The sequence below is a fragment of the Streptomyces sp. NPDC041940 genome (assembly GCF_055589465.1).
In genome coordinates this window covers 139,016-157,386 of the sequence record NZ_JBVJBP010000023.1, presented here as the reverse complement: position 1 = coordinate 157,386, position 18,371 = coordinate 139,016, and the positions used below count along the sequence as shown (strand labels likewise).

At 68.9% G+C, this 18,371-nt stretch carries 11 protein-coding genes and 1 tRNA gene; 3 read left to right on the top strand and 9 right to left on the bottom strand.

Annotated features, from left to right (window positions below):
* Window positions 1–4: 4 nt before the first annotated feature.
* From ACZ6I3_RS31720 to ACZ6I3_RS31685, 8 genes are all read right to left on the bottom strand, one after another.
* Window positions 5–1,036, bottom strand: a complete 1,032-nt coding sequence (locus ACZ6I3_RS31720) for a restriction endonuclease (protein ID WP_469419300.1) — start codon at window positions 1,034–1,036, stop codon at window positions 5–7.
* Between the two features lie 202 nt (window positions 1,037–1,238).
* Complete coding sequence (locus tag ACZ6I3_RS31715) at window positions 1,239–1,604, bottom strand: hypothetical protein (protein ID WP_469419298.1); 366 nt, start codon at window positions 1,602–1,604, stop codon at window positions 1,239–1,241.
* Between the two features lie 133 nt (window positions 1,605–1,737).
* Window positions 1,738–3,756, bottom strand: a complete 2,019-nt coding sequence (gene pknB / locus ACZ6I3_RS31710) for a Stk1 family PASTA domain-containing Ser/Thr kinase (protein ID WP_469419296.1) — start codon at window positions 3,754–3,756, stop codon at window positions 1,738–1,740.
* Between the two features lie 169 nt (window positions 3,757–3,925).
* Window positions 3,926–5,404: a peptidoglycan D,D-transpeptidase FtsI family protein gene (locus ACZ6I3_RS31705; protein WP_469419294.1), complete on the bottom strand. Its 1,479-nt coding sequence runs from the start codon at window positions 5,402–5,404 to the stop codon at window positions 3,926–3,928.
* Window positions 5,401–6,858 carry an FtsW/RodA/SpoVE family cell cycle protein gene (locus ACZ6I3_RS31700; RefSeq protein WP_469419292.1) on the bottom strand — a complete coding sequence of 486 codons (1,458 nt, stop codon included), beginning with the start codon at window positions 6,856–6,858 and terminating at the stop codon, window positions 5,401–5,403. Before ACZ6I3_RS31700 ends, ACZ6I3_RS31705 begins: the two co-directional genes overlap by 4 nt.
* A 27-nt stretch (window positions 6,859–6,885) precedes the next feature.
* Window positions 6,886–8,439: a Stp1/IreP family PP2C-type Ser/Thr phosphatase gene (locus ACZ6I3_RS31695; RefSeq protein ID WP_469419290.1), complete on the bottom strand. Its 1,554-nt coding sequence runs from the start codon at window positions 8,437–8,439 to the stop codon at window positions 6,886–6,888.
* 138 nt (window positions 8,440–8,577) lie between these two features.
* Complete coding sequence (locus tag ACZ6I3_RS31690) at window positions 8,578–9,087, bottom strand: FHA domain-containing protein FhaB/FipA (RefSeq protein ID WP_189727151.1); 510 nt, start codon at window positions 9,085–9,087, stop codon at window positions 8,578–8,580.
* A 10-nt stretch (window positions 9,088–9,097) separates the two neighbouring features.
* Complete coding sequence (locus tag ACZ6I3_RS31685; RefSeq protein ID WP_469419288.1) at window positions 9,098–9,976, bottom strand: FhaA domain-containing protein; 879 nt, start codon at window positions 9,974–9,976, stop codon at window positions 9,098–9,100.
* A gap of 484 nt (window positions 9,977–10,460) precedes the next feature.
* Here ACZ6I3_RS31685 and ACZ6I3_RS31680 point away from each other — a divergent pair.
* A tRNA-Leu gene (locus tag ACZ6I3_RS31680) sits at window positions 10,461–10,544 on the top strand.
* A 157-nt stretch (window positions 10,545–10,701) separates the two neighbouring features.
* Here ACZ6I3_RS31680 and ACZ6I3_RS31675 read toward each other — a convergent pair.
* Window positions 10,702–13,752: an amino acid adenylation domain-containing protein gene (locus ACZ6I3_RS31675; protein ID WP_469419286.1), complete on the bottom strand. Its 3,051-nt coding sequence runs from the start codon at window positions 13,750–13,752 to the stop codon at window positions 10,702–10,704.
* 479 nt (window positions 13,753–14,231) lie between these two features.
* Here ACZ6I3_RS31675 and ACZ6I3_RS31670 point away from each other — a divergent pair, with 479 nt between their 5' ends.
* Window positions 14,232–16,463 carry an FAD/NAD(P)-binding protein gene (locus ACZ6I3_RS31670; protein ID WP_469419284.1) on the top strand — a complete coding sequence of 744 codons (2,232 nt, stop codon included), beginning with the start codon at window positions 14,232–14,234 and terminating at the stop codon, window positions 16,461–16,463.
* 70 nt (window positions 16,464–16,533) lie between these two features.
* Window positions 16,534–18,366, top strand: coding sequence for a non-ribosomal peptide synthetase (locus tag ACZ6I3_RS31665; protein WP_469419282.1), 1,833 nt, complete (start codon window positions 16,534–16,536; stop codon window positions 18,364–18,366).
* Window positions 18,367–18,371 lie beyond the last annotated feature (5 nt).

Here is an 18,371-nt window from a genome sequence, read left to right as displayed (position 1 = left end):
GTCGTCACTCCAGGATGCTGAGGCTCGCGCCGGCGCTCCATTCTTCCAGCAGCCCACGATGTACGGCGGTGATGCCGCTCTCGGCCGCGATGTTCAGGGCGTCGCGGGTGAAGGGGCATGTCGCCACGTACAGGGCCACCTCGGAGTCGTGCAGGACCTTGGCGGCTCCGACGAACTTCTGGAGGTCGGGGCTGGTGATGGAGAGGTGGGGTGCGAACCTCTTGCACTGGACGACGATGCGCCGCCTGTCGGCCGTGAGCGCGGTGATGTCGATGCCGCGGTCCCTTCCGCCGCCTTGGACGACGACATGTGTGCAGCCGTCGCGGCGCAGCAGCCCGGCGACGTGTTCTTCGAACTCGCGCCCGTTCATGGCGTCCATGGCGGCCATGACTCCGGCGAGGGGACGGTCTTCTCGGGGGCTTTCCAGTCGCTGCAGCCGGGTGTTGTGCTGACGGAGCCGCTTCTCGATGCGCTGGACTCCTGCCCGTAGGGCGATGAGCTCTCGCCGGTGCTCGCCGGAGGTTTCGATGAGGGCGTTGAACATGGGGACGACGGTCTTGCCCAGGATGTGGGTGATGCGCTGGTCGATGCGGTCGTCGAGGGAGGCGGTGTCGGTGGGGGCAGGGTTTTCCACAGGCTGTGTGCGTGCCAGGTACTCCATGTCGAGGAGGTACACACGCACCTGACGTGCGACTTCGCTGTCGCGGAGCAGCATGGCGATGTTGAGGACGGCGCGGCGGGAGAAGAGCGCGAGGGAGCGGGTGCGGGACTGGATCCCACTGAGGTTCTTGAAGGACCTCAGTTCTTCGCCGGTCAGCAGACAGTAGCCGTTGGCCTCCAGCTCGGTTCGGTGGTCCTTGAGCAGTGACTTGATGGCTTCGAGACCGACTTCGAAGTACGACGCCACCATCGCAGTCGTCACATGCATCCCGTCCGGCAGCAGCGACAGAGCCTTGACTCGGTCGAGTACGTCCGTGCGGGCGAGCACGCTGCCGCGCAGAGTCTGCGATTCCAGCAGAGCCACTTCGTTGATCACGTCTTGTCCTTCGACTCGTACGGCCGGAGTGGGGATCCGATTCCCCACCCCACCCGGTGAACGAGTCATGAAATGTGAAGACACGATCGATGGGCGTACGAATCTGCGAGGCGCACCCGGAACGACCTGGACAAGCCGAAGGGGGCTTGCCCGCATGACCTGCGGGCAAGCCCCCTTCATCTGCTCGTCATTCCACCGTGGTTCAGGTGGTGAGGTTGTACTTGAAGCCGCTGAACTTGTCGCCGCTCTTGATGAGCGAGACGCGCACGCCGACCTTGATGTTCTCGGGCACCTTGCTCCCGAAGCACTGGTACTCGTGCGTCAGGGCGGGCTGCTTCGTCTTCAGCTGGGCGATCGTCTTGTAGTCGCTCATCCTGAAGAGGTGGATCTCGACGGCGTAGCCGTCGCTCTGGTCGTCGTAGACGGTCAGGCAGTCCCCGTCATGGCCGAAAGCGCCCTTGCCGCCCGGGTCCCAGTCCGTCGTCTCGACGAAGCCGCTGTTCGTCCCGGCGTTCGCCGTCCCCGAGGCGAGGAAGGTCAGGGCGCAGGCAGCCCCCAGGGCGGCCACGATTCGCTTTTTGATGATTACCCCCATGTGGTCATGTCGCGTTCAAGACGCGATCATGGCGTGATCATAACCCGGCAGACACGAAGGCGCCCCAACACCAAGGGTGTTGGGGCGCCTTCCGCAGGTGGCGCGATCAGTCGTCTTCGCTGCGGCCGTTGAGGCCGCCGAAGATGCCGCCGTTGCCGTTGCCGCCGTTGTTGTTGCCGCCTCCGACGCCGACGGTCTGAAGGGTGACCGTCGTGGCCGCCGGGTCGTCGACCTCCTGGTTGCCCTGGGGGTCCTGGCCGGCGACGAGGGCGGTGTCGCTCTGGTCGCTGCCGCCCGCGAACTGGATGTTCGTGAAGCCGGCCGCCGCGAGCGTCTGCTTGGCCTGGCCGACCGTCTGGCCGACGACCTGAGGCACGCGCACCTTCTGCTGTTCCTTCTTGCCGATCTGGATGTTGACCGACGAGTTCTTGTCGACGGACGAGCCGGACTGCGGCGTGGTCTGGATGACCTTGCCGACCTGGTTGTCGTCCTGGGTGTCGACCTCGGTGCAGTTGCCGACCAGGTCGTTGGCCGTCATCTGCGCCTTGGCCTGGTCACAGCTCTGGCCGAGGACGTCCGGGACGGTGGACTTCGCCTCTGCCTTGGCGATGGTGAGGGTGATCGTGGATCCCTTCTCCACCTCATCGCCCAGGTCCGGGTTCTGCTCGAGAACGGTGCCGGGGTCCTCCGGGGACTCCTGCGGCTTCGTCTCGACCTTGAACTTGTACTTGTCGCCCTCCAGCGTCGCCCTGGCGTCGTCGATGATCTTGCCGACGACACTCGGCACGGCCACCTTCGGCGCCCCGGTCGACACGGTCAGGGAGATGGTGTCGTTCTTCTTGACGCTCGTCCCGGCCTGCGGGTCCTGGTCGCAGACCTTGCCCTTGCTCTGGTTCTCGCAGGGCTTGTTGGTGGTGGTCACCTTGAGGTCGCTGTTCTTCGCCAGTCTCTTGGCGTCGGTCACCGTTTCGCCGACGAAGTTCGGCGTGTCGACCGATTCGTTGCCGACCCCGTTGCCGCTGAACGCCCAGCGCCCGATCAGGATCGCGCCCACCAGCACCAGGATGCCCGCCGCCACCAGCAGGATCGTGGAGGTGTTGGACTTGCGCTGCTGTCCGCGGCGCCGGTCGGGGCGGTCGTCGTAGCCGTAGCCGTCGTCCGGGCCCACAGGGGGCATCATCGACGTGGCGCCCGCGCCGGAGTCCGCGCGCAGGGCCGTCGTCGGCTGGTCGTCGGGGTAGCCGCCGTAGCCCACCGAGCCCATCGCGGCCGTGGCCGCGACCGGCTGGCCGTCGAGGCAGGCCTCGATGTCGGCGCGCATCTCGTCGGCCGACTGGTACCGGTAGTCGGGGTCCTTGACGAGGGCCTTCAGGACGATCGCGTCCATCTCGGGCGTGATCTCGGGATCGAAGACCGACGGGGACTGGGGCTCTTCCCGTACGTGCTGGTACGCGACCGCGACCGGGGAGTCGCCCACGAACGGCGGACGGACCGTCAGCAGCTCGTAGAGCAGACAGCCGGTCGAGTAGAGGTCGGAGCGCGCGTCGACCTGCTCGCCCTTCGCCTGCTCCGGGGAGAGGTACTGGGCGGTGCCGATGACGGCCGAGGTCTGGGTCATCGTCATGCCGGAGTCGCCCATGGCGCGGGCGATGCCGAAGTCCATGACCTTGACCTGGCCGTTGCGCGTCAGCATGACGTTGGCCGGCTTGATGTCGCGGTGGACGATGCCGGCTCTGTGCGAGTACTCCAGGGCCTGGAGGATGCCGATGGTCATCTCCAGCGTCCGCTCCGGCAGCAGCTTGCGGCCGGAGTGCAGAAGCTCACGGAGCGTCGAGCCGTCCACGTACTCCATGACGATGTACGGGATCGACACGTTGTCGATGTAGTCCTCGCCCGTGTCGTAGACCGCGACGATCGCGGGATGGTTGAGCGAGGCGGCCGACTGGGCCTCCCGGCGGAACCGGGCCTGGAAGGAAGGGTCGCGCGCGAGATCAGCGCGCAGCGTCTTCACCGCCACGGTGCGGCCGAGGCGGGTGTCATGCGCGAGGTAGACCTCCGCCATGCCACCACGCCCGAGCACCTGGCCCAGTTCGTACCGGCCGCCGAGGCGACGCGGCTCTTCCATAGCTACCTACCAGCCCTCTCCGTCGTTCCCGACCGGAAATCTTGTACGGTCGGAGGCTGCCGTCCGGGCCTACCGTACCCGGCTCGCTTTGTGTGACCTGGCCAAGCCCGTCAGCCGATACAGGACCGGTATCGCAACGTGCACCGATGTGAAGCAGACGTGAGCGGGGTCACTTCTTGCTGTTGATGACCGCCTCCATCACGTTCCTCGCGATCGGCGCCGCGAGGCCGCCGCCGGAGATGTCGTCACGGACGGCGTTGTCGTCCTCGATCACGACCGCCACGGCCACCGGTGCGCCGCCGTCGCTGTCCTTGGCGTAGGAGATGAACCACGCGTAGGGGTTCTCGCTGTTGTCGACACCGTGCTGGGCGGTACCGGTCTTGCCGCCCACCTTGACGCCGTCGATCTTGGCGTTGGCGCCGGTGCCCTTGTCGACGACCGTCTCCATCATCGACTGGAGGATCTGGGCGTTCTCCGAGGACATCGGCTGGCTGAGCTCTTCCGGCTCGGTCTTCTCGATGGTGTCGACGCTGCGGGCCTGGAGCTCGTCGACCATGTACGGCTTCATGAGCTTGCCGTCGTTGGCGACGGCCGAGGCGACCATGGCCATCTGCAGCGGGGTCGAGGCGGTGTTGAACTGGCCGATCGACGACAGCGCGGTCTCCGACGGGTTCATGTCGTCGGAGAAGACCGAGGCGTTGGAACGGACCGGGGTGAACTGCTCCTCGGTGAAGCCGAACTTCTTGGCCATGGCCAGCATCTTCTCGTTGCCGAGGTCGGAGCCGATCTTGCCGAAGACGGTGTTGCAGGAGTACTGGAGCGCCACCCGCAGGGTCGCGTTCTTGCAGGGGATGTTCCCCTCGTTCTTCAGCGGGGTCGTGGTCCCCGGCATGGTCCACGGCAGCGGCGTCTCCGTCTTCTGGTCCGCCTCCGAGTACAGCCCGTCCTCCAGCGCGGCGGCCGCGGTGAGCACCTTGAAGGTGGAACCCGGCGGGTAGGTCTCGCGCAGCGCCCGGTTGAGCGTCGGGTCGTCGGGGTTGTTCTTCTTCTCCAGCTTCTGCCAGGCCTTGGTGTCCGTGGTCGTGGAGTTCCCGGCGAAGGACGACGGGTCGTACGACGGGTAGGAGGACAGCGCCAGGATCTTGCCGGTGGACGGCTCCAGAGCCACCACCGCTCCCTTGGCGCCCTGCTTCTTCAGACCGTTGTACGCGGCCTTCTGCGCGGCGCCGTTCAGCGTGGTGACGACGTTGCCGCCCTCTTGCTTCTTGCCCGTGAGCATGTCGAGGGTGTTGCGGAAGAACAGCCGGTCGTCGTTGCCGGTGAGGATGCCGTCCTCGATGTTCTCCAGCTGCGTGGCACCGAAGGCCTGTGAGGCGTAGCCGGTGACCGGCGCCCACATCGCGCCGTCCTTGTAGGTGCGCTTGAACTTGAAGTCGCTGCCCGACGTTTCCTTGGAGCCGGTGATCGGCTTGCCGTCGACGATGATGTCGCCGCGCGGCGAGGCGTACCGCTCGATGGTCACGCGGCGGTTGTTCTTGTTGGTGCGGAGTTCGTCGGCCTGGACGTACTGGATCCAGTTGTCGCGGATCAGCAGGGCGAGGACGAGGAGACCGCAGAAGATCGCGATCCGGCGCAGGGGCTTGTTCATGACGGGCGGACCACCTGGGTCATCTCGGCGTCGGGGTTGCTTGCCGGGGCGGGGGCCGGGCGGCGTGCGGTGTCGCTGATGCGGAGCAGGATGCCGATCAGGGCCCAGTTGGCGATCACGGAGGATCCGCCGTAGGCGACGAACGGCAGCGTCATACCGGTGAGCGGGATGAGGCCCATCACACCGCCGGCCACGACGAAGACCTGGAGGCCGAAGGCGCCGGACAGGCCGATGGCCAGCAGCTTGCCGAACGGGTCGCGGGCCGCGAGCGAGGTGCGCACGCCCCGCTCGATGATCAGGCCGTAGATCAGCAGGATCGCCATGACGCCCGCCAGGCCCAGTTCCTCGCCGAAGGTGGCGAGGATGAAGTCGGAGTTGGCGGCGAAGCCGATGAGGTCGGAGTTGCCCTGTCCGAGGCCGGTGCCGAGGGTGCCGCCGGAGCCGAAGGCCCACAGGGCCTGCATGGCCTGCTCGGAGTGGACGATGCCGTCCTGGACGCCGGCGCGGCTGAGCTCGAACTCGCGCATCGGGTTGAGCCAGGCCTGCACACGGGTCTGGATGTGCGGCTCGAAGCTCGCCACACCGACGGCGCCGACCGCGGACATCAGCAGACCGAAGACGATCCAGCTGGTCCGCTCGGTGGCGACGTACAGCATGATGACGAACATCCCGAAGAACAGCAGGGACGTACCGAGGTCGGTCTCGAAGACCAGGATGAGGATCGACATCACCCAGACGACCAGGATCGGACCCAGGTCGCGGCCACGCGGCAGGTACAGGCCCATGAAGCGGCGGCTGGCCAGGGCCAGGGCGTCCCGCTTGACCATGAGGTAGCCGGCGAAGAAGACCGCGAGGGCGATCTTCGCGAACTCACCGGGCTGGAGCGTGCCGAGGCCGGGGATCTTGATCCAGATCTTGGCGCCGTAGACGTCCGCGCCGAGGCCGGGCACGAGCGGCAGGACCAGCAGGAACAGCGCTCCGGCCATGGAGATGTACGTGTAGCGCTGCAGGACCCGGTGGTCCTTGAGGAAGACCACCACGGCCACCAGCAGGGCGACGCCCATCGCGGAGTACAGCAGCTGGCGGGGAGCCGCCTCGACGAACGTGTTGGACGCCTGCAGCTTCTTCGACTGGTCCAGCCGCCAGATGACGACCAGGCCGATGCCGTTCAGCAGCGTGGCCAGTGGCAGCATCAGCGGGTCCGCGTACGGCGCGAACTTCCGTACGACGAGATGCCCGACGCCGGCCAGCAGGCCGAGCCCCAGCCCGTAGCTCAGCAGGCCGGCGGGTACCTCGTCGTTGAGGGCCAGCCCGACGTTGAGGTAGGCGAAGACCGGGATGACGACGGCGAACACCAGCAGCGCGAGCTCGGTGTTGCGCCGGCTCGGCGCACCGATCGCGCCGATCGTGGACGTGTGGTGCGTCGGCGAGTTCGACGTATTCGTACTGCTCATCGTGTGACAGGGCCTCTCACGGCTTGCCTACTGCTTACCGCACAGCGAGACGACCTTCTGCTCTTCCTCCGAGAGGCTGGGGCCGGGGCTGGGAGTAGGTGCGGTCGTGGACGGGGGCGTGGACTTCTCAGGCGCCGACGGCGAGCCCGACGGGTTCGACGGGTTCGGCGTCGGTGTGGCCTTGGACGTGAAGGAGGCGGGAGTGGTTCCCGTGGTGCCCCCGGCCTCGCCTTCGCCGGTCTTGGAGTTGGTCCGGCTCTCGGCGTCGCGCCGCTGCGCTTCCTTCTTGCACGCGGAGGCCTGCACGGACAGTTCCTGGATCTTCGACTGGGCGTTCTTCAGGCCGCCCTCGGCGATGGTCGCCTCGACCAGCTTCTGCTGGTAGGGCGGCAGGTACTTGAGTTCGATCTCGGGGTGGTCCTTCTCGATCTTCGACAGCGACACCCAGGCCAGGTCCTGGCTGATGCCCCGGTACAGCGCGACGTGCTCGTCCTCGGCGCCGACGTAGTACTGCGTCTGTGTCCAGCGCCAGCCGCCGTACAGTCCGCCGCCGATGATGGCCAGCGCGAGGGCGCCGTAGAAGGATCTCTTCAGCCAGCGGCCCTTGCGGCGCGGCTTGACGAAGTCGTCGTCGCCGTAGTCCAGGCCGTTCGCCGGGATGTAGCCGGTGGTGTCGCCGGAGCCGGGCGGGCCGAACTCGCCTCCGCCGCCGTGCCCGTGCCCCTGGCGGCCGAGGCCGGAGGCGCGGCCGGCGGGGGTCTGCATGATGCCGTTGTCGTGCAGCTGGTGCTGGTTCTCGGCGACGGCGCCGACCACGACCGGGGTGTCGGAGAGCTGCCCCGCGAGGGTGTCGCCGGTGTCCAGGTCGAGGACGTCGGCGACGATCACGGTGATGTTGTCCGGGCCGCCGCCGCGCAGTGCCAGCTCGATCAGGTTCTGGACGGTGTCCTGGGGGCCCTGGTAGCTGGCGAGGGTGTCCTCCAGGGTCTGGTGGGACACCACGCCGGACAGGCCGTCGGAGCAGATCAGGTAGCGGTCGCCGGCGCGGACCTCGCGGATGGACAGGTCCGGCTCGACGTGGTCGCCGGAGCCGAGCGCGCGCATCAGCAGCGAGCGCTGCGGGTGGGTCGTGGCCTCTTCCTCGGTGATGCGGCCCTCGTCGACCAGGCGCTGCACCCAGGTGTGGTCCTGTGTGATCTGCGTCAGGACGCCGTCGCGCAGGAGGTAGGCGCGGGAGTCGCCGACGTGCACGAGGCCGAGTCGCTGGCCCGTCCAGAGCAGGGCGGTCAGGGTGGTCCCCATGCCCTCCAGCTGGGGGTCCTCCTCGACCATGGAGCGCAGCTGGTCGTTGGCGCGCTGGACGGCCGTGCCGAGCGAGGTGAGGACGTCGGAGCCGGGGACGTCGTCGTCGAGCGCGACGATGGTGGAGATCGCCTCGGAGGAGGCGACCTCACCGGCCGCGGCGCCGCCCATGCCGTCGGCGATGGCGAGCAGGCGCGGGCCGGCGTAACCGGAGTCCTCGTTGCCCTCCCGGATCATCCCCTTGTGCGATCCGGCGGCGAAGCGCAGTGACAGACTCATGCGCACCTCGCCTGTCGGCTCCGGGTACAGCCGGTCGTGTCGAGCCACACTGCCCACCCTCCGGTCGGGAGCGCGCGGGGGCCCGGGAGGCCCGCCACCGCGTGCTCGCTCCGCTCGCACTCATTCATTGGTGTAGCACTACTTCCGCAGCTCGATGACGGTCTTGCCGATGCGGATCGGCGCGCCCAGCGCAATCGGTGTGGGAGTCGTCAGCCGGTTCCGGTCCAGGTACGTGCCGTTGGTGGAGCCGAGGTCCTCGACGATCCACTGGCCGTCGCGGTCCGGGTAGATCCTGGCATGACGGCTGGACGCGTAGTCGTCGTCCAGCACGATCGTCGAGTCGTGCGCCCGGCCCAGGCTGATGGTCTGGCCCTGGAGCGCGACCGTCGTGCCGGTGAGGGTGCCCTCGGTCACGACCAGCTTGGTGGGTGCGTTACGGCCGCGTCGTCCGCCTGCGGACTGCTGGCGCTGCTGCGGTGGCGCCTGGCGGGCGGCCTGCTGTTGCCGGCCGGCCTCGCGGCGCGATCCGCGCTGCGTGACACGCGTACCGAACAGGTCGCTGCGGATGACCTGCACGGCCACGATCACGAACAGCCACAGTACGGCCAGGAAACCCAGCCGCATGACCGTGAGGGTCAGCTCTGACATTGCCCCCGCTTCACCCTTCGGCTTGCCGGTAAATGATGGTGGTGCTGCCCACGACGATCCGCGAGCCGTCGCGGAGCGTAGCGCGGGTGGTGTGCTGCCCGTCCACCACGATGCCGTTGGTGGATCCGAGATCCTGGATCGTCGAGGGCGTTCCGGTCCGGATCTCGCAGTGCCGGCGGGAGACGCCGGGGTCGTCGATCCGCACGTCGGCGTCGGTGCTGCGGCCCATCACGAGCGTCGCGCGGGAGATCTGGTGGCGGGTGCCGTTGATCTCGATCCAGTGGCGGGTACGTCCTCCGGCCGCCGGGGCGGCCGGAGGACGCTGGCCGCTCGCGGGCTGCGGGTAGCCGTACCCCCCGCCGGGGCGGCCGCCGGGGGGCGGCGCGGACGGCATGGGCGGGGCGCCCGAGGGCGATCCGGCGGCCGGCGGGTAGCCGTAGCCACCGCCGGCGCGTCCGCCCTGCGGGGCGGCGGGCGCGGCGGCGCCGCCTCCCGGGCCGTCCTGCTGGCTGCTGGAGGAGGCGAGCGTACGGCTGCGCACCCGGTAGAGACCGGTGTCGAGGTCGTCCGCCTTCTCCAGATGGACCTTGATGGCGCCCATGAAGGTGTAGCGCTGCTGCTTGGCGTAGTCGCGCACCATGCCGGCGAGCTCGTCGCCGAGCTGGCCGGAGTAAGGGCTGAGCCGCTCGAAGTCGGGTGTGCTCAGCTCGACGATGAAGTCGTTGGGCACGACCGTCCGGTCGCGGTTCCAGATGGTGGCGTTGTTGTCGCACTCGCGCTGGAGCGCTCCCGCGATCTCCACGGGCTGGACCTCGGACTTGAACACCTTGGCAAAGGTGCCGTTGACCAGACCTTCGAGACGTTGCTCGAACTTCTTCAGGACTCCCATGGGGCACCTCCTCCTTGGCTGCCGTCCTGTGTACTGCCCTGCGGGCCGCTTGCCGGGTACTGCTGGTACTGCTTACTGATCGTATCCACGCGCCGGTCGATCGGCTGGTTCCCCCTGTCAGTGCGGCCGACGGGTGTCGACGCCTGACGAAGTTCCCTGTGGAGCTCTTCTTCGAACTCTTCCGGTGGTACCGCTGCGCTTCACCGCCTCGCGTACTCCTGCCAAGGATCGTAGAGGCGGCCGTAGACCAGTGTCCCGCACCGGGCTGTGGACCCGGACCGCCTCCTGGGGAGACAAGGGGTACCGGTACGAGGTTGATACGTGAAGCAGTGCGTGTTGATACGTGGCCAGGGCATCGAAGGTTCGGGGGCGGGTCTGCCTGCGGGGACAAGGGATGTGAACCCACCCCGTCCTGCGTGCTAATGTTCTGGGTGTCGGAAGGCGCCGGGCCCGCAAGGGGCAGGAGCCCAGGACACACCCAAATGCGCGGGTGGCGGAATAGGCAGACGCGCTGGATTCAGGTTCCAGTGCCCGCAAGGGCGTGGGGGTTCAACTCCCCCCTCGCGCACAGTGAGAACCGATGAAACGGGTCTCTGCCGGTGACGGAAGTCACCGGCAGAGGCCCGTTTCTCGTTGTCGTGATCATTGTGAGACATCACACAGCCTGCCCGCCTCCTGGCCTGTGAGGAAGCTCTCAGGGCTGCGGCAGGCGGGCCATGTGCGCGTCAGACGGCAGTGGACAGCTCGCTCAGGACGGTCCCAAGGTGTTTGAGCAGCTCCTCGGCTTGAGCGTCGGACATCCCGTCCGCTCGTCTGCTCAACAGCAGTTCCCAGGCGCCATCGGGTTGCGGTACAGCCTCGATCAGCAGCTCGAAACCGGTGTGAGGCGGACGGACGCGCAGCGGTTCCGCGTGCACCCCTTCGCACAGGCGCACACGTGGCGGCTCGCGCTGCAAGATCACCCAGGTCTGGAACCACGGGTGCCGGTCCCGCTTGGGCTGCAAGGACCGGACCAGCTCGTCGAACGGCGTGCGCGCGTGCTGGAACGCCGACGCGACGGCCCGGGCGCAGGTGGTCAGGAGCTCCGCGGCACCTTGTGCGGGTACGGCTGTCAGCGGAATCGGCAGGGAGTTGACGAAGCAGCCGACGATCGGCTCCAGCTCAGGGTCGTGGCGTCCGGTCGACACGGTGCCCAGGCACAGGTCAGCCACGCCGAACACCTGGGACAGAGACCGGCCGGCCGCGGCCAGCAGCGCGGCCACCGGTGGGCCGCCGAACGCGTCCGCCGCGCGTGTCAGCCGGGTGACGACCTCGGGGGCGACCCGCAGGACGGATTCGACGCGGCGGGCCTGGGTGTCCTCGGAGGGCCTCGGCAGGAAGGGGCGCGGCGGCTCCCTGAGGACCTTCTGCCAGTACGGCAGATCGTGCTCGAGCCAGGAGCCGAGTCGGTCCTGCTCCCACCTGCTGAACCCGGCGTAGGTGACGCGCGGTGGCTCGGCCAGTGGTACGTCCGGTGTCATGGCAGCGGCGAGGTCTTCCATGAACAGGGTTTCCGACCAGCCGTCGAAGGCCAGGTGGTGCACGCGCACACAGAACAGATGGGTCTGCTCGTCCACGCGGCACAGCCGTAGTCGTAGCGACGGCTCCTTCTCCAGATCCGTGGGCCGGCCCCACCAGTCCGCGGAGATCTCTTCGGCGAGCTCTCGCAGATCGTCCCCGTCCGTGTGGTGCGGGGCGGTCGTGTGTTCCAGGGGCACGGTGGTGACGTCCGCCGGCAGGATGCGCTGTACCGCTCCGGTGCCTTCGTAGGGGTACACGGTCCGCAGCACCGCGTGCCGCGCGACCAGCCTGCCGAGGGCCGCCTCGAACCGCCGGGTGTCCAGGGGGCCCGTCAAGGCGTAGGCGAGCACGATCACGTTGTCGGCGTCGCCGGCGGTGAACTCCTCGGACAGCCAGAACCGTTTCTGGGCCCGTGACAGAGGTGCGTCGCCGTGGCCGGCGCCCAGCGATCCCGGGCCGGCGTCCGCCGATCGTTCCCGGTCGCCGCTCAAGGTCAGCAGCCTGTCGAGGGTCCGTTGCCGGTACACATCGGCCGCCGTTATGTGAGCTCCGGTGCGGGAGCTGATCCGGGAGGCGAGTCGCACCGCGTCCAGGGAGGTGAGCCCGGCGTGGAAGAGATCCTCGTGCGGTGCGGTCCCCGGTCGGCCGAGGAGTTCTCCGATCTCGGCGAGCAACTGGTGGGCGGCCGAGCCGGAAGAGTCCGTGACGGGGGCGGCGGAGGCAGGTGCCGGAGCGGCGTCCTGTTCGAGCAGGACGCGAACGGCCGCGTGATCGGCCTTGCCGGTGGCGCTCAGCGGTAGTTGCCGCAGGTGGAGTTGGCGGGTCGGCACCATCGCGTCGAGCAGCGTACGGGCCGCGAAGCCGCGCAGTTCCCGCGGGTCGAGGGGTGCGCCGTCGAGCGTGGTGTAGGCGCAGGCGAGCTCGGGCCGCCCGGGTGTGGTCTCCATGCGCAGCACGCAACTCGTGGCGATGTCCGGGTGTGCTTCCAAGGCCTTCTCGACCTCTCCGGGGGCGATGCGCACGCCACGGATCTTGAACTCGCGGTCGGCGCGGCCCCGGTAGCGGTAGTTGCCTTCCTCGTCGAGGACGGCCAGGTCTCCCGTGCGGTAGTGGCGGACGCCGTCCAGGTCGAAGAAGGCCTTCGCCGTGGCTTCGGGGTCCGCCAGGTAGCGCAGGGCCAGGCCGTCGCCCGAGATGGCGATCTCTCCGATGTCGCCCGGGCTCGTGCGGCCTCCTGACGAGTTCACCAGGACCACGCCGGTTCGGGGCACCGGCCGGCCGATGGGGATTTCGGTGGCCGTCTCGTCGGTGTCCTGGGCGCGCACGACGTGTGTGGTGGCGAAGATCGTGCTTTCCGCGGGTCCGTAGCCGTTCACGATGTGCAGGGTGGGGAAGGCCGTGAGGACCCGGCGGACATGCGCCGGCGAGACGCGTTCGCCGCCGACGAGCAGCAACCGGATGCCGCGGAAGACCTCGGCGTCCTCCTCCGTGAGCACATTGAACAGCGAACTGGTCAGCCACAGGCTGTTCACCCCGCCCGCCACCAGGTCACGCAGGGTGGCCGCGTCCACGGTGGGATGGTCCCGGTCGAGCAGGACGCAGCAGCCGCCGTTCAACAGCGGAGCCCACAACTCCAGCGACATCCCGTCCCAGGGCAGGGGCGCCGACTGCAGGAACACGCTGTCGGCGTCCAGGGGAATGGACGGGCAGTCGACCAGGGTGCGGATGGTGCCGCGGTGCGGTGACATCACGCCTTTGGGCTGCCCGGTGGAGCCCGAGGTGAAGAAGACGCACGCCGCGTCGGAGCCGTCCTCGAAGGGGCGTATCCGGACGGCCTCGGCCGCGCCGGCCGCGAAGCGTGCGAAGTTGTCCTGCGACACCACCACTGACGCGCCGGAGCGCTGGATGACCAGGTCGGTGCGGGCCGCGGGCCAGGCGGTGTCGACGGCGATGTAGGTCGCCCCGGCCTCGAGGACGGCCAGGAGCGCCACGACCAACTCCGGCGAGCGTTCCATGCGTACGGGGACGCAGTCTCCATGCCGCACCCCCGCGGCGTGCAGCCCCTCTGCCATGGTGGCGGCCTGCTGCCGCAGTTGCGCATATGTGAAGGCGCTGTCGCCCTGGCGGAGGGCGATCGCTTCGGGAGTGCGCTCGGCGTGGTGGGCGATGACGCGTTCGATGCGTTCACCACGCGCATAGGGGCTGTGCATGTCCATGGGGCATCGCTCTTTCAGCTGAGGCACGCGCGGCCTGTCTTCCGCGATGACGTGCGGAATTCTGCTGGGTCCTCGTTCACCGGTGGCCCGGCCGGTCGGGCGGCTGCGGCGGAAGATGGAGCGGTTCTTCGGCGAGACGCCCAATTCACCCCATGGCCCGCACACGCATCCGGAAGGCTAGCAGGGAATCGACGTCCGGCCGGAAGAAGTTTTTCCGCGTTCCGGAGGTTGTTGTTCCAAGCGCTCGAAGCGGACGTTCCGCTTCAGCAAGGGCACATGTGGCCGATTGTGGGTTGACGCGATGTGATCCGACGGGTTGACTATCTGAACGCCGTGGAGCGATCGCATGAAATCAGCGTCAATCAGCCGGCGTTTCCGCGCGTCATTGTGGGCGCCGCCGCGGTATTCCACCAGTGAAGAACAGGGTGGTCGGTGATAAACCGGAGGGGTGTCTCGCGCTTTGGGGGAGTGTAGGTTTGATGCGCTTAGCAATTGTCGGCGGCGGCCCGTACTGCACCTACGCGATGGAGCGCCTTGCCGCTTCCGTCGCTGCTCATGAAGGTCCGATCAGGCTCGACATCCATGTCTTCGACCGCACCGGTCATTTCGGTGCGGGTGGGGTGCACAGCGACGCGCAGGCGCCCACCAGCTTCCTCAACCGCATCGCCAGGCATGTGTCCTTCGGCGCGGACGAGAGCGTCGAGGGCGCAGGCCCGCTGCTCCCGGCAGAGCTCCGCCCCAACCTGTACGAATGGTGCAGGCGTCGGTTCGAGGAGACCGCGGACCCCCGCTTTGACATCGATCCGGACAGCTGGCCCAGTCGCTATCTGCACGGCCTTGCGCTGCGGGCGCACTTTTCACAATACGTGGAAATCCTGCGCTCCCGGCCCTCGGTCACGGTGACCCTGCACCACGCCGAGGTCACCGACATCGAGGACCTTGCCGAAAGGCAGGGCGATAAAGGCCCGCTGCTCGTCGCGTCGACCCCCGTGGATGACGGTCAGGGCGGTGCCGTGACGCGGACGGCAGTTGACCGAGTGCTCCTCCTGACCGGTCACTCCTACAACGATCCCATGCGTTCGGAACGTACCCGCCGGTGGGTCGAGTGTGCCGAGCGCGTTCCGGGTTCCGAGTTCGTACCCAGTGCCTATCCACTACGGGAACGACTCACTCCGAGTATCGCGGGCCCCGGCCAGGTGGTCGGATGCGCGGGGACGATGCTTACGGGGATCGACGTCGTCCTGCACCTCACCGAGGGGCGCGGCGGCCGCTTCCGGCGGACCGCGGACGGGGAACTGCGTTACGTGCCTTCCGGGCGGGAGCCGCGTTCCATCGTCGCATTCAGCGAATCTGGTCTGTTCGCCTTCGCCAGACCCCTCGAGTCCGGCCCGGCCGGTGCGAAGAAGGAAAAGCGGAAAGGGATATTCCTCAACGTCGAAGCCATTGACCGGCTGCGCGAAAGCTTCGGAAGCGAGCCGGTCAGGGTGGGGCGATCGGTATCGCGGCAAATCGACTACGAGCGCCACCTGCTCCCGCTCATCGTCGCCGAAATGTGGTTGCTGTACTACGAGACCCTGTTCGGAGCCGACTTCGGCGCGCACCTCGTGCAGGCGTCGGCCGAGGCCCGGCAGGACTTCCTCGACCGGACCGCGGGCACCGCGTCGGCCGAGGAATCGGTCCGCACGCTGACGGCGCCGATCGAGCATGGTGTCGCGGAGGCCGTCGACGCCCTGGAGTCCCTCCTGCTCGGCCGTGCCCCGTACGCCTCGCTCCGCGCCGAGACGCGGGCCTGGTCCTTCGACGCCCTGCTGTGGCGATACGTGGACGTGGTCCTCGGAGAGGGCGCCAGGGAGCGCCTGGAAGCCGGGCTCGAAGACCCGGCGGAGGTCGCCTCGATCGTCGCCGGCCTGGAGTCGCCGACCCGGCATGCCGTCCTCCCGTCGGGCAACCTGTTCTCCTGGGAACGCACCCTCGACCCGATCGCGCCGAGTGATCAGACCTCGCCCGAGCAGTACCGCAAGGCGATGGTCGAGTTCATGACGGTCGATCACCTCTGGGCGCGCCAAGGCACGTTCGCCAACCCCGCCAAGGCCGCGGCGGACGGCGTCTGGCGGGGTCTTCGCCCCGCCGTCGTGCACGCCGTCAACTTCGGCGGCCTGCACGCCGACGCGCACCGCACCTTCCTCGGGGGCTGGCTGCGCCGGCACAACCGACTGGCCTACGGCCCGGTGCCGGACGTCATGGAGAAGATCCAGGCACTCATCGAGCACGGGATTCTCGACGTGTCGCCGGGGCCGCGGGCCCGGGTGGGCACGGACGGCGAGACCCTCGTCGTCACCGGGCCGCGCACCGGTGCGGTCCGCCCGATCGACGTCCTGGTCGACGCCCGGGTCCCCTCCTTCGACGCCTCGGCCGACATCGCGCCGCTCTATCCGAACCTGCTGCGCCGCGGTCTCGTGCGCGTCTGGCACAACCCGCACACCGGCGGCGGCGAGGGCTTCGAACCGGGCGGCCTCGACCTGACCGAGGACTTCCGGGTGATCCGCCCGGACGGCTCCGTCGACGACCGGATCTCCGTGCTCGGCCCCGCCATCGAGGGACAGCGGTTCTTCCAGGGCGGCGCGCTGAAGCCGGACGCGAACCACCACGCCATGCGGAACGTCCTCTGCTGGCTGCGCACCTTCTGGCAGCAGGCCGGCACGGGAGGCTGACGCGGCCCACGCGCCGGACTTTCGCCCGTATCCGACCTCTCAAGAGACGTCACATGTCATGGACATTGAAATGAACGGGCACTTCCGAGCCGACAGCGGGGCCGGAGTGCATCACCCCATCGGACAGCACGCGCAGCGTCACCCCGAGGCGCTCGCCGTGCACGAGACGACCACCGGACGTCGCCTGAACTACCGCGACCTGTGGAACCTGGCCGGTTCCCTCGCCGTGCGGATGACCGCCGCGGGCGTCCGGCCCGGCGACGCCTGCGGCATCGCCATGGACCGCGGTGCGGACCTCGTGGTGGCCATGCTCGCCGTGGCCCGCACCGGAGCCCACTACGTCCCACTGGACAACGGCGCGCCGTCGCGGCGCTCCGCCGCACAGCTGGCCGACGCGACGGCGCGCGCCGTCATCGGCGCGCCTGGCGACGGCACCCGCGTGCAGGCGCTGGCACCGGGACTGCCCGTGATCGAGGTGGTCCGTGAGTGCGCGGGAGACCCGCTGGGCACGAGCCACGCGAGCGGCGCCGACGACGCGCTGTACGTGAACTTCACCTCCGGCACGAGCGGCCTGCCCAAGGCGGTCGTCGTGCCCCACCGTGCCGTACGCCGCCTCGTCGACGTCCCGGCGTACTGCGCCCTCGGCCTCGGCACCCGCGTGGGCAATGCCGCCAATCCGGCCTTCGACGCCACCACGTTCGAGATCTGGGCGACCCTGTCCGCCGGCGGAACCGTCGTGGTCCTGCCGCCCGTGGCCGCCGTCGGCCTCGACGGCTGGCTGGACCTTCTGCGCACCGAGCGGGTCGACGCGCTGTTCCTGACCACAGCTCTGTTCCACATGATCGCGCACGAGCGCCCTGCCGCCCTGGGGGTCCTGGACACCCTGCTGGTGGGCGGCGAGGCGCTCACGCCCGAGGCCGCGCGCCGCGTGCTCGCGGCCGGCCCTCCGAAGCGCCTGGTCAACGTGTACGGGCCGACGGAGGCCACCACCTTCGCCACGTACTACGACCTCACGCCCGAGCGCCTCGACCAGCTGGACCGGGTGCCGATCGGCCACGCCATCCAGCACACCACGCTCCATGTGCTCGGACCCGACCTGCGGCCTGTCCCGGAAGGGGAGCGTGGCGAACTGTGCATCGGCGGTCCTGGCGTCGCGCTCGGCTATCAGGGCCGCCCCGACCTCACCGCCGAACGGTTCGTCACCGTCCCCGGCTTCGCGGAGCTGGGCACGCTGTACCGCACGGGTGACGTGGTGAGCAGGGGGCGGGAAGGCCGCCTTGAGATCTTCGGGCGGCTCGACCGGCAGGTGAAGGTGCGGGGCTTCCGCGTCGAGCTGGAGGAGATCGAGCGGGCGGCCGTCGCCACCGGACTCGTCGAGGCCGCGGTGGTCGAGAAGACCGCCGAAGGCGCCGCTGCCGCGCTCGTCGGCTTCGTGCTGCCCGTCGGCGGTGACGGCCTCGAACCCGTCGCCCTCGCCGGGAAGTTGCACGCCGCCCTCGCCGCGGAGCTGCCCGACTTCATGCTCCCGGCACGGTGGAGCGTGCTGGACCGGCTGCCGCTCGGTCCCACCGGCAAGGTGGACCGTGCCGCACTGCTCGCGGGCGATGCCGGGGCACAGACGCCGCCCCCGGCACCCGCCGGTTCCGCCGGCGGTGAACGGCCCGGGGCGGGCACCGTGCCCGGTGACGTCCTGCGCCTGTGGTGCGAGGTCCTCGACGTGCCCGACGCCCGCGGCGACGACAACTTCATCGCGTCCGGCGGCAACTCCATCCTCGCGATCCAGCTGTCGTCCCGCATCAGCGAGGCCGCGTCGGTCGAACTGGGCCCCGCGGAGGTCCTGCTGGCTGCCGACCTGACCGAACTGATCGACTCGGTGCGGCGTTCGCTGCCCGGTCGGGGCTGACCGGT

Coding starts and splice junctions, on each gene's coding strand:
- pknB (WP_469419296.1), bottom strand. CDS start 3,756: ATGGAAGAGCCGCGTCGCCTCGGCGGCCGGTACGAACTGGGCCAGGTG.
- ACZ6I3_RS31705 (WP_469419294.1), bottom strand. CDS start 5,404: ATGAACAAGCCCCTGCGCCGGATCGCGATCTTCTGCGGTCTCCTCGTC.
- ACZ6I3_RS31700 (WP_469419292.1), bottom strand. CDS start 6,858: ATGAGCAGTACGAATACGTCGAACTCGCCGACGCACCACACGTCCACG.
- ACZ6I3_RS31695 (WP_469419290.1), bottom strand. CDS start 8,439: ATGAGTCTGTCACTGCGCTTCGCCGCCGGATCGCACAAGGGGATGATC.
- ACZ6I3_RS31690 (WP_189727151.1), bottom strand. CDS start 9,087: ATGTCAGAGCTGACCCTCACGGTCATGCGGCTGGGTTTCCTGGCCGTA.
- ACZ6I3_RS31685 (WP_469419288.1), bottom strand. CDS start 9,976: ATGGGAGTCCTGAAGAAGTTCGAGCAACGTCTCGAAGGTCTGGTCAAC.
- ACZ6I3_RS31675 (WP_469419286.1), bottom strand. CDS start 13,752: ATGGACATGCACAGCCCCTATGCGCGTGGTGAACGCATCGAACGCGTC.
- ACZ6I3_RS31670 (WP_469419284.1), top strand. CDS start 14,232: ATGCGCTTAGCAATTGTCGGCGGCGGCCCGTACTGCACCTACGCGATG.
- ACZ6I3_RS31665 (WP_469419282.1), top strand. CDS start 16,534: ATGAACGGGCACTTCCGAGCCGACAGCGGGGCCGGAGTGCATCACCCC.